This window comes from Paenibacillus sp. FSL K6-2393, from assembly GCF_038002545.1.
GTDB lineage: Bacteria > Bacillota > Bacilli > Paenibacillales > Paenibacillaceae > Paenibacillus.
Map to the genome: position 1 here is coordinate 5,778,294 of NZ_JBBOCU010000001.1, position 11,823 is coordinate 5,790,116.

At 48.1% G+C, this 11,823-nt stretch carries 7 protein-coding genes; 2 read left to right on the top strand and 5 right to left on the bottom strand.

The genetic code is table 11. The annotated features are described in order from the left end of the window. Nucleotides 1–219 precede the first annotated feature (219 nt). Nucleotides 220–642, top strand: a complete 423-nt coding sequence (locus MHI14_RS25720; RefSeq protein WP_341131532.1) for a hypothetical protein — start codon at nt 220–222, stop codon at nt 640–642. 118 nt (nt 643–760) lie between these two features. Here MHI14_RS25720 and MHI14_RS25725 read toward each other — a convergent pair whose 3' ends face one another. Both MHI14_RS25725 and MHI14_RS25730 read right to left on the bottom strand, forming a co-directional pair. Beyond that, nucleotides 761–2,266 (bottom strand): alpha-glucosidase/alpha-galactosidase, encoded by a 1,506-nt coding sequence (locus MHI14_RS25725; protein WP_091034312.1) that lies wholly within the window; start codon nt 2,264–2,266, stop codon nt 761–763. Between the two features lie 189 nt (nt 2,267–2,455). Continuing rightward, nucleotides 2,456–3,469 (bottom strand): AraC family transcriptional regulator, encoded by a 1,014-nt coding sequence (locus MHI14_RS25730; RefSeq protein WP_341131533.1) that lies wholly within the window; start codon nt 3,467–3,469, stop codon nt 2,456–2,458. Between the two features lie 180 nt (nt 3,470–3,649). Between MHI14_RS25730 and MHI14_RS25735 the strand changes: the two genes are divergently transcribed. Next, nucleotides 3,650–4,267 (top strand): histidine phosphatase family protein, encoded by a 618-nt coding sequence (locus tag MHI14_RS25735; protein WP_091034321.1) that lies wholly within the window; start codon nt 3,650–3,652, stop codon nt 4,265–4,267. 445 nt (nt 4,268–4,712) lie between these two features. Here the strand turns inward: MHI14_RS25735 and MHI14_RS25740 are convergent, their stop codons facing one another. The 3 genes from MHI14_RS25740 to MHI14_RS25750 all read right to left on the bottom strand — a co-directional run bounded on the left by MHI14_RS25740 (nt 4,713) and on the right by MHI14_RS25750 (nt 11,795). Beyond that, nucleotides 4,713–7,049: a rhamnogalacturonan lyase gene (locus MHI14_RS25740; protein ID WP_341131761.1), complete on the bottom strand. Its 2,337-nt coding sequence runs from the start codon at nt 7,047–7,049 to the stop codon at nt 4,713–4,715. 652 nt (nt 7,050–7,701) lie between these two features. Beyond that, nucleotides 7,702–10,146, bottom strand: coding sequence for a glycoside hydrolase family 6 protein (locus MHI14_RS25745; RefSeq protein WP_341131534.1), 2,445 nt, complete (start codon nt 10,144–10,146; stop codon nt 7,702–7,704). A gap of 572 nt (nt 10,147–10,718) precedes the next feature. Next, the gene (locus MHI14_RS25750; protein ID WP_341131535.1) at nt 10,719–11,795 is read right to left on the bottom strand and encodes an efflux RND transporter periplasmic adaptor subunit; all 1,077 of its coding nucleotides are present in this window, start codon (nt 11,793–11,795) and stop codon (nt 10,719–10,721) included. Nucleotides 11,796–11,823: the final 28 nt, after the last annotated feature.

Genomic DNA, 11,823 nt, shown 5'->3' on the forward strand with positions numbered 1-11,823 from the left:
CATATTGGAAATCCCAATTATGTAGCCCCTTCAACTCCGTACCCACTCATTGATTAGCAACATTTCTCTCTCGCTTTTCGTCTGGAAAATATTTGGGAGGTGGATGAAATAAAATTCTTCAATACGATAAGAACATTGACCACATTGGTTTTTCTTTCAACTATGCTGATATTATCCGGCTGTAATCCTACTCCAAGTCATAGTACAAAGGAAGTCGAAATGGGATCAAAACAGGTTCATGAACCGGAGCCCAACTTACCTCTGAAACTGCCTACGCCAACTATTCAGAGCGAAAGCGGCATCTCTATTCCTGCTATACAGGGCAGTTATTGCTGGGGAGGCACCTGCGCTGATTACGCTAGTCTAAATTTTGAAGACAACACTCCGGTCCAAGTTCTTGCCGGTGAGGATTTATCCATAGACATGGGTATAGATATCCCCCCGGATGAGATAAGTATTTCTGAATATGTGGACAACCGCAATGCATACGTTACTTCTACGGATGGGACCTTCCAACTTCCCAAGGAACCAGGGACACATTATTATGGAGCATTTGTCCGCTGGTCTTCCCCTCAAGATTCACAGATCAGCCTGGGAGATACGTCTTTTACGTTTGTGGTTCGTGTCGTTGAGAAAAAATAGAATCAAACAGAGCCCCTCCAATACTGGAGAGGGCCCCGTCTACTCTTTATATTTCTTATTCATTTTTCTTGATTTTCATATTCCGTTTATATTTCGTTGTTGTACATCCTGCCTTTATTTATTGCTGCACTTTCTCGCGATCTTTTCCTTTATCGGATTCACCCGCGTTTTTGTTGGCAGCATCGCGATCCTGCTGCATCTCTTCAACGGTTTTCACCTTGAGACGCGCGGCGCCCTCATATTCCTTCGTTGGAATCAAGTTACCTGCAGCAAGTCTTGCTTCTGCGGCGGCAATCGCATCTTCGTACTGTGGCAACCACTGGGCCTGTGCAACGAGCATCTCGTCGACCATCTGCCAGATCTCTTTCGGATTACATACGGCACCCACGAGCGGGTCCATCATGAACGCCTGACGAAGTAATTTGTCATCTCCGTTCACCGCGGCTTCAACCGCGAGCCGTTGCACGGAAATGCTCACACTACATACCGCAGCCGGACCAAGTGGCAGATCGCCTACATGCGGCATAGAGATACCGTTACGATCCACATATCCCGGTGCCTCAATAATTGCATCATCCGGCAGGTTGGAGATGACTCCATTATTAACGGTATTGAAATGTCCGCGATAGACGCGTCCGGTCTCCAGTCCCTCGATAATATACGAACCGTGCTCCTCACCCCGTTTTTCCGGAATGAATTGCATCGGTTCATCCTTCATCCAGTTTGGAAAATCAGTTTCGAACCAGTTGCGCCCCTCGGTACACACCCGCAAATATCCACCCGTCTCTCCGTTGATCCAGTTGCCCAGGTCGATCCATTCGTTGATCTCTTCTGGACGTTTGCGGTACCACGGCACATATTCACTCAGGTGACCATTCGATTCCGTACTGTAATACCCAAAGCGGCGCAGCATATCGATCCGCACTTTCTCGGTGCGGCTGTACTCCGGATGTTTCTCGAAGGCTTCGAGCAGATCTCCTGTAAGGTCTTTACCTTCATGAGACGCTTGAATATACCAGGTCTGATGGTTGATGCCGGCACAGACAATATCCACTTCACTCTTTTTCAATCCAAAAGCTTCCGCAATCTGATGATGACCATGCTGTACGCCATGACACAGTCCGATCGTCCGCACACCGCCGTACTTGTTGCAAGCCCATGTGAGCATCGCCATCGGATTGGAATAGTTCAAGAGCAGCACGTCAGGTGCGCTCTGTTCACGAATATCTTTACAGATGTCCAGCATCTCGGCGATTCCGCGTTGTCCGTACATAATGCCGCCTGCACACAGCGTATCGCCAACACATTGATCTACCCCATATTTCAGTGGAATATCCACATCGGTTGCAAATGCTTCCAGTCCCCCGACACGAATCGTACACAGTACATACTTCGCATCTTTCAATGCTTCTTTACGATCCGTTGTCGGCTGAATCTGAATATTCAATCCATTCTCACGGATATCCCGCTGACACAGCTCAGTCACCATGTCCAGATTGTGCTGGCTAATATCGCAGAACGCAATTTCAATGTTGTTAAACTCCGGTACCGTGAGCAAATCCCTTAGCAATCCCCGTGTAAATCCGATACTTCCTGCCCCGATAAACGCCACTTTAAACGACATCCCTAAGTCCTCCCCTAATCCGAATCTTTCGCTTCGGTTAATGACTCTCTTCATGAGATCATTGTACCAACCGCAAAAGGGGAAGCGTTATCAAAATCATGACCTGTTCAAGATCTTGTTGTCAAAAATCCTAACTTTTATGTCTTAGATTCACTAAACCAAGTCTATTCGAAAATAACAGCAATTGGCCTATTCATCCGGTGGGTACTGACTGACATGTCGTTCCATAGAGGAACGACATTCAACCGGCGTACGACCTGTATATTTTTTGAACAACATATGAAAATACTGACGACTGCCTACTCCAACATAGTCAGAGATTTCCGAAATCGGAATATTGGTCTGCTGAAGCAGCATCTTGGCCTTCTCCATTCGAAGCATCGTCAGGTAGTCGGTTGGTGTCCGCTGCGTGTGCTGACGAAAAATACGATGTAAATAACCCGGATGCAGATTGACCGCTGACGCGATATCCTTCATCTGAATATTGCGATCCATATTGTGATGCATGAATTCAATAGTTCGTTTGACATACAGCTCCGCCTGATCTGGCGCACTCCGACTCATTTCTCCGCGCAGACGTGCAACACGGACCAGCAACTGGATGAACAGCGTACGCACAAGCATACCCTGTTCCGGGGACGAGAGATTCCGGGCTTCGCGATGATGCGACCGTTCCTCTGACGGAATAATCCTCATCGGCGCAGTTGATCTTCCTTGCTCCATCAGACCGCGCTGATCAAGTTCCAGCACCAGACTTTTCATAATGTGATACACCTCTTCCGGATCAGGCAGTACCAGATATGGCGAAGCATTAGTTAGTAAAGTATGGACTTCTTCCTCTTCCAACGCGAGCTGACGGATGGATAACTGTCCGGGAGGTGAGCCTGAGAATCCAAACTCCACATTAAGCATCCGGCATGGGACGCCATCTTCCACCAGCAAACGGTGCGGGACACCTGCGTCCAGCATAATGAACTGCCCTTTTTTCAAAACGGTCTGCTCTGAGCCCCCATCCGGCATCTGCACATCCACCCGGCACATTCCCGAAATAATATACATGATCTCCGTCGAATCATGATGGTGATAGGACATACGGTAGTTGTCCCACTGCTTGTAATAATACGCGTAGAAACGCGGACCGCAGTCCTCTGTTCGCAATGCCTCCTGATACAGGCTTCCTGTCCAGCGCTTCGTGATGCTCATGTCCATACCTCCAGTCCTCAACAAACGATCCTCACTTTTCTCCATTGTAGCAATTCTATAGGTTGAAAATAAACTGTCTTAGTTAAACGCCTCATTGCGTTATTTGATTAGATAAATATATAATTAGCATGTTATCTAATTATTGTATGTGACTGTCTATACTTAAGGAGGATTCTAATCATGAGTACCACCTTTCATTTGGTGAGACATGGTCTCAAAGAACGACGAATCGGAGATGTCTCCCTCACTTCCAAAGGGGTTTTACAAGCCGAAGCCACAGCACTTCATTTTGCCAGAGCTACCTATCCTGTTACTAAAATCCTGACCAGCCCACTTCGACGAGCCCGAGAAACCGCAAGTATGATTGCCCGCCACACCCCTTCCTGTATAACCGAAGATCCTCGCCTGCGCGAACGTGCCAATTGGGGCGATTGCCCGGATCAGTCATTCGAAGAATTCATTGCGATGTGGGATCGATGTACGTCTGACCCAGATTACATCCCACCCGTGGGAGACTCGGCCAAACAGGCTGGTGAACGTCTGGCCTCCCTCCTAACCGAATTAGCTAATGAAGAGCCAGAGAACAGTAACATTATTGTGGTTGCACATGGTGGACTCATTACTGATTTTCTGGTGCAAACCTTTACCGAGCGCGAGCTTAACGTCTGGCATTCCGATTTTATAGCTATGCAGAACCAATTGATCCCCGAGTGCTCCATTACCACATTGATCCATGATCAAGGAAATTACACCATTAAAGCGTTCGCTTCTACCGTGCATCTATATAAGTTGAAATAAAGATTATTAACACTGACACTACGATGACAGAACAACCTTCCAATCGCTGTTATCCCCAGATTTATTGATTCCCTTTCTAAAGGGAAAATCCGGGGATAGCTTATGCTTCCGATGCAGCTTTCTTTCAGAAAGCATTTAGGCGAACGCTTCGCTTTTTCAGGTTTTTTCTGTCCTCTCTGTTATCGTGTAAATGATTAGTTCAACTTATTTAGACTTAACTTATGTAAAAGAATGATGTAACACGGATGGCTGGGAAAACGCCAAGCTTTATCCGCAGATCCTTATGTGAAAAAAGCTCTGAAACTCCATGTGCGAGACACATTGGAATTTCAGAGCTTCCAAGCTTCGATAAAAATACTTAAAGCGGATGACGTTGCGTTACGTTACAGTCTGATCATGAACACATGTTATGTTGTTATTGCTAGCTATTATTACTCAAGCCTGTTTACTTTCCGCCCTTACCTGGCGTGTAGAACTTAGGCAGCGTTACTTTTGACCACTCAATATCCGATGCCATGTAGAAGGACGGGTAGGACGGCTGGTTGTATCCACTGTTCTGTCCGGCAATGCCGACACGATACATCGCATCATGCATCAAGGTGTACAACTTGCGGTCCGTTTTCTCGGTACTGAGATAGATACGAATCGCTGAGCTGTCCGTGGTTCTCACCAGCATCTCTTCCCGCCAATCCCCGAAGATATCAGCTACAAGAGAAGGCGTACCTTTGGTGTGATTGTTGGTCAATGTGCCTGTTGCCGTCAGCAACGTGCCACGATTCCAGTCTTTGATGGTTGGTGTAACATCAATCGCACCATCAACGATCTGTGTCGTCATATCGGCAGCCCAACGTATATTCATATTTGTTCCCGGCATCTGATCACTGATTTTCTCACCCTTAGCTGTCCACAAACCTACAGCCCATGTCTCCAGTCCACGACGAGTCGGATCAACATCCCCCACCATGCCGCGACCGGTATCTTTCCCTGTGTACCCACCGTAGATTACTTCTCCGGTCTTCGCATCACGCAGGGAATAACCGTATGGCGCCCACGGACCACCCTCGTGAACCATGAAAATCTCCAGCCTCGGACGATCTGGGTCGATGTCTGCCACATGAAGAGCATCCCCATGACCCAGACGGGCAATGGTTCCCGGTGCAGCACTTTCGGCAGGCATCAGGTCTGTGGAGCTGTACAACACACTTCCATCATGATCAATCGTAGCGGAGCCATAGATGATCTCCTGTTTGCCGTCTCCATCCACATCCGCCACACTGAAATAGTGCGCACCCTGAGTTGTAATGGAGCCATACTGCGGATCTGTGCCATCTACGCCGTGCGGTCCATCATTAAACGGGTTCTTCATCGGTGTCCAGCCGCTGTCCACTTTCCATTCCTTTTTCAGCTTCTTGCCGTCCCAATTGTAGGCAACCATCGTTGAACGTGTATAATATCCGCGTGCAAAGATAGCAGACGGTGTCTTGCCATCCAGATACGCCACGCCCGCCAGGAAACGGTCCACACGATTCCCCGGTTCGATCCGTGCCATGGCATAATCGCCCCACATCAGGCCGTCATCATGACGTTCAGGTTCATAGGGAATGGTCTCCAGCTCTTTGCCTGATTTGCCTTCAAATACCGTAACATACTCCGGTCCATCCACGATAAAACCTTCGAACTTGCGCAGCTCATTGCGGTTGCTGCGTTCTACTGCGTACACATCAATGAAATAGTCGGCCAGGCTCTCGGCATCCTGCTGAGATAATGGGTAGTTATATTTTTTCTCAATTCCAAAAGCCTCTTCCAATGTTGCAGGCCAGTTGCCCTTCACAACCTCGTCGTGTTTATGCCAGTTCCTGAACATATCCACCACGTGATCGTAGTAACCATCCGCACTTAAACGATAATCATCTTCGTTCGAGTACCCTGCCTTGCGATCCTGCTTCGGAAGCGTGATGTATTTCTCGGAGGTCACTTTTCCTTTTTTGTTATATTTGATAATCTTCGTGCCCGGAGCGGTCTTGAACATCATCTCGGCTTTACCATCCCCGTCAAAATCATAAACGAGCATCTGTGTATAGTGAGCACCTGCACGAATGTTGACCCCAAGATCAATTCGGTACAGCAATTGTCCGTCTATGGTGTAAGCATCAATGTAGGTTTTACCGGTGTATCCTTTCTGCGATACGTCCTTGGCATTGGAAGGGTCCCATTTGACGAAAAATTCATATTGGCCATCCCCGTCCACATCACCCACGCTCATGTCATTGGCGGAATACGTATAAGCTTCTCCCGCAGGCGTCACACCATCGGCGGGTTTTTGCAGTGGAATGTCCACATACCCGTTCGCCCAAGGTTTGACGGATGCACTGCGTTTGCTCTCCTTGCCCTTCTTGTTCACCGCTGCCACTTCATAACGGGAAGACGATTTACCCGCGGAATCTACATAGTTGGTGCTGTCGGTGACCGTAGCGATCTTTTTGCCATCACGATAGACGTTAAAGTCCGTACCTGTCAGCCCTTTGTCGCTATACCCTGTGGCCTCGTCACCAAGCAATCTCCAACTGAGAAAAACACCTTCAGATGTCGATGCAGCCACCAGACCCCGATCCAGATATTCCAGTTGAATCTCTTTCACGTGACTGCCCCCCTTATATGATTGCAGGCCAGCCTCCGTCGCCCCATTACCGTTGGAAGCTTCCGCTCCCGTAACGCCAGCTGTTCCTCCAATGAGCAAAGCTACGCTGAGTGCCGAAGAGAGCACCTTGGCTGCAAGTGGCATACTTGCCTTCCTGCGACCGGATTGCCGACCTGACACCGATCCCTTATGTACCGGCACTGTTGTTCCTGAGTTCATCCACCTTCACGCTCCTTGAGACAGAATAGGTGACGCATATACACATCGATGATGATTAGACGTTCGATCATTCGTACAGACCTTCTTCGACGGACCAGACTCGCCATAATGATTACGCTTACAAAATTAAAAAAGAGAAATCAGCTTACCCGACTACCGGAGTGCGGTCCCCCTTCCATTCTCATTCCAATCCGAGCGAGGTGATCCCGCCCATCGGGTTCTATTATAGACATCCTGCCTGCCAGACCCTAGGCAAATATCCGTCCAAAACGATCAATAATCAGTGTTTTTAGAGTCATTTGAGAAAAAGAACTTGCAGCTGTGAGGGATATCCGTTCCGGTTACGAATCGTTCTTATGATCGCTGTTATCCCCGGATTTTCTTCCATCCCCTTTCCAAGGTTAAAATCCGGTGATAAAGGCGAACACTTCGTTTCTTCAGAATCGATTTCGTCCCCTCCACTACGTTCCTCAGTTGATCAAATACTTCAATCGAGAATGACTCTTGTAATGCATAGCAAAAAACCGCGATCCTCTAACACACCGAGGATCGCGGTTAAGACAGTTACAAGTAAAGTTTAAGGCTCAATACCCCATACCAGGTTTCCACCTTGGTAGAGCGTTACCTTATTCCAATCCTGGTAGGATGTTTTCGTTGGATCGAAAGAGTAGTCATTCGTCTCGTCAAAGTTGGACCAGTCTGTTTTGTACATGCGAAGCTGGATGTCTCCAGTCTGTCCACCAGCCTGAATGCTGCCAGCGCCCGATGTGAAGCTCAGTTCTACATACGAGTCTGTGAAGGTCCGCTGGATATTGGCTCCACCAACTTGAGCGTAATCGATGGCAGAATCCATCGCAGCCGAGCCTTCTTTGGAGAAGTAATACCGGATCTTCAGATCACTCAGATTCACAGCAGTACTGCCCAGATTTTTGATGTTGAAATACGGTTTGATCTGGCTATCCTGAGCATTGGTATCTCCAGCACGATATTGCACGACAAGATCACTGGTTGGTACAACGACACTTTGAGGTGTCGCGGAAGCTACAGCGGAATTGGCACTTTGCCCTGCTGTATTCACTGCACTTACCACATAATGATACGTTGTGCCGTTCGTGAGGGCAGTGTTCGTGTAGGACGTACCACTCACATTCGCCGCGATCGTTGTGAACGGACCTGTTGCACTCAGCGCGCGTTTCACATTATAATTTGTTGCACCTGTAGAAGCGGTCCACGTCAGGCTCACCTGTGCATTGCCCGCGGTTGCTGTGAGAGCAGTCGGTGCAGCTGGCGCCGTTACACCTGCAACGGGTGTAGCTGTTGCTGTTGCAGAGTTAACACTTTCACCTACTGCATTTGTTGCCGTCACCACATAATAATAGGTTGTACCATTGATCAGGCCGGTATTGCTGTAAGATGTTCCACTTACATTGGCTGCAATTGTTGTGAATGGACCTGAAGCACTCAGTGCCCGCTTCACACTATAACTTGTAGCCCCTGCGGAAGCAGTCCACGTCAAGGAGACTTGAGCGTTACCGGCAGAAGCCGTCAATGCTGCTGGTGCTGCCGGAGCTGTTGTTCCCCCCGGAGGATTGCCTCCACCGTTACTTGCAGGAAGTACGGGGAATGCGTTTTTCACCAGTGCCACGAATTGATCATGGAACCAGTGACCCGATACTGGGGCATTAGGCAATGCACCTGTTAATACACCATCACGAGTTGTGAAGGTTGGATCACACATCCGGTCGAAACCTTTACCTTCGTTATTCGGAATTTCGGAGCTGGAGCCATCGGATTCACCCGGAGGTTTCACCCATACATAAGCATCCAGATGCGCTGGTCCTGGTGCAGCCTTAGGTGCTTCACCAATACCTGCGCCACTGGCATTACACCAGTTCCCCCGATGCTCCCGGCGATCTACACGTCCGGAATTCACATAATCGTTGATGTTGCTGCCCGTAGCAGAAGCTGGACGGTCTACCCCGCCCCACCCATTCCGGCTAGTATCAATCAGGAAACCTGTGCTGCTTGGCCAGCCAGCTTGTACGAAATCGGCATACAGCGCAGCAGTGAAATCGGTTTCGTCAAAATAAGGATTCCACTCATAAAACTTGGCCGATTTAATCGGTTGTCCACCGATATTGAGATCAGGGTTAGACAGGTTCGGCTCCCCCAGCGGTGTAGTGTTTGCTGTATTTGTAATGAAGCCATCTGCACTGCTCAGACCTGCGGCTGTTCCTTGCACAACACTTGTATATAGCGCGACTGCTGCAGAACGGTTGTTATCCCATCCAAGCCAGCCGGAGTGGCCGATGTCCAGATAGTTGTACACATTCGGAATGGCGTGCAGCTTGTCCAATGCATACTTCACACCCGCCTCATAGATACCTGTTGAGCTGGCTTGACCACAAGCTGGTGTACTCAGGTTGGTTACAAGGTTAGGCAGACTGTCCGGTTCAATGACAGCAATAATACGAATATCCTGATACTTCGGATCTGCAAAGATATCTGCTATGACATCAATATAATCCGTTTTATACGTCTGCAGTGCTGCCTGTGTTAGTGGAAGTTCACCATTCGATGCAAGTGCATGACAATCCCGTCCGGGCAGATTGTAAATAACAAATGAAGCCGTTATTGGCGTACCCGGTTTCTTTTGAGCGAGAACGGCATCAAGATGTTGCTCTACACTTTTGCGACCAGCGTTATCCGAGCCGCCATAGATTGCAGCAATCCGGTCAATCCATACTGCGGTTGGATACGATTTGACTGTCTCCATCTTGGCCTTCAACGATGCATCGTTGGTCAGCGCAATGGACGTATCCACGAGAGCCGAATAGTCCTGGTTCAAATAAGCCGTTGCCCCTACAAATGGATTATCCACATGTGCTTCAGCCGCCTGAGTCAAGCCTGGAGACAATCCAGGGAAAATCCCCGCAGCGAGCAGCGTTGCAGCCAGCATTTGTTTTACACCTTTGCGCAGGATTTTCTTACCTCTCGATTTGGTTTTCAATTTAGTCTTCATAGTTCCACCTTTCCTTTAGTTAGATTGGGTTGTACTCATGTCTGATCCTCTGTGTCATTATGATGCTTAGCACGAAGAGAACGTTCGGATGAGTTGGTTGTATCACCTCCAAAAAGAAATGGTTGTATAACTGGAATCTTGAGCAAACAAATGGTGTGTGAGGGCGAATCATGTGAATGAGTATAATATGGTGGGTGTGGTTGAACGTGTGTTAGACATGAAGAAGTGTGAACAATGACTTACGGGATGTCTGATTCCCAAATTCGGTAAGCGCTTTCTTCAAACAGTTAAAAAAAAGGTCTTCGCCTATCCATCTACAAACATGATGTTCGGTGTCACCTCCTTATGTTCTGATTATACGACATGTAAATATTACTGTAAATTGAATTATATAAATTTAATTATATTTTTTTCCATAATTCAGGCAGGAATCTGGACATCCCTTGCTCCAAACGACACACGAGGTTCATCCTGGCAATCTGCCACAATGAACCTCGTGTTTTTCAATGCCGAATGAACCCGCTCGTCTAGATAGTCATTACATATAATGCCTTGTTCTTATATTCCTACATCTAAGGCAAAACGACAATGTCTCCCGGTTTCAAGCCACTAACCACTTCCGTCTTGTCCCCCGATTCCATTCCAGCCTGGATGGTCAGCGGCTCGGTCTGTCCGTTCCCTTTGTCTAACAGTACGTAAGGTTCGGTCTGATCTCGCATGATCGCGAGGCTGGACACTACCGTCACTTTATCCTTCCGCATTGTCTCGATATCGCCTTCCAGACTCACGCCTCCATACATTCTGGCATCCGGCTTCAGATCAATGACCACGTCAAACTGTGAAGCTTGCTTGAGGTCCGTATCGGTACTCTTGCGGGCGAATTTGGATACCTTACTCACCTTCCCGGTGAATTGCAGGTCTTTCTGCGCTGTCATTCGCACCTTAACTGGCATGCCCACCTTGAGTCTGAACATTTCTTCCTCACCAACAATCGTCATAAATTTCAGTTTGCTGATCTTTGTAATGGACCCGATCAGCTGTCCTTCCGTCACTGCACGTGTCTTGCTGTCCTCTTCATTCATCTGAAATATACCGGAAGCAGAAGCATACACAACAGACTTACTTATTACTGCCTGCTTTTTCTGTATCTCCTTCTCCTTGAGGACCAGTGCTTTTTGATTCAACTCATTTGTCAGGCGTTTGCCTTCCCGGTCTGCAAATGCCTTCTTGCGCTCCTCTTCCGTCACGCCAAGCGCCTCGCTCATATTCGCCTGATCCAGGCTAACCTGATTCATCTTATTTTCCAGCTGGGCTTTCTCCAGATCACTCTGCAACTGTTCTACTTCTGTTTGTAACGTGGAAGTATCGAGGGTAAACAGGATATCGCCTTTGCTCACCTGCTCACCACTTTTCACATGCCACTGCTTGATGTTGGAAGCATACGGAGCAAAAATATCCGTCTGATCGGTGTATACGGATTTCCCCTTCACCTGTATCGTTTGCGTCATCGTTTCCTGTGTCACATCAAAGGTAATCGGGGGCGGAATTTCTATAGGCGCCTCCGGTTTTGGCTTGTACTTTTCATACAGCCAGTATCCTGCACCTGCCAAAAGTACAACGGTGATGATGATTTTAATCCATTTCTTCATGTGCCCAATTTCCCTTTCGCTGATAAAA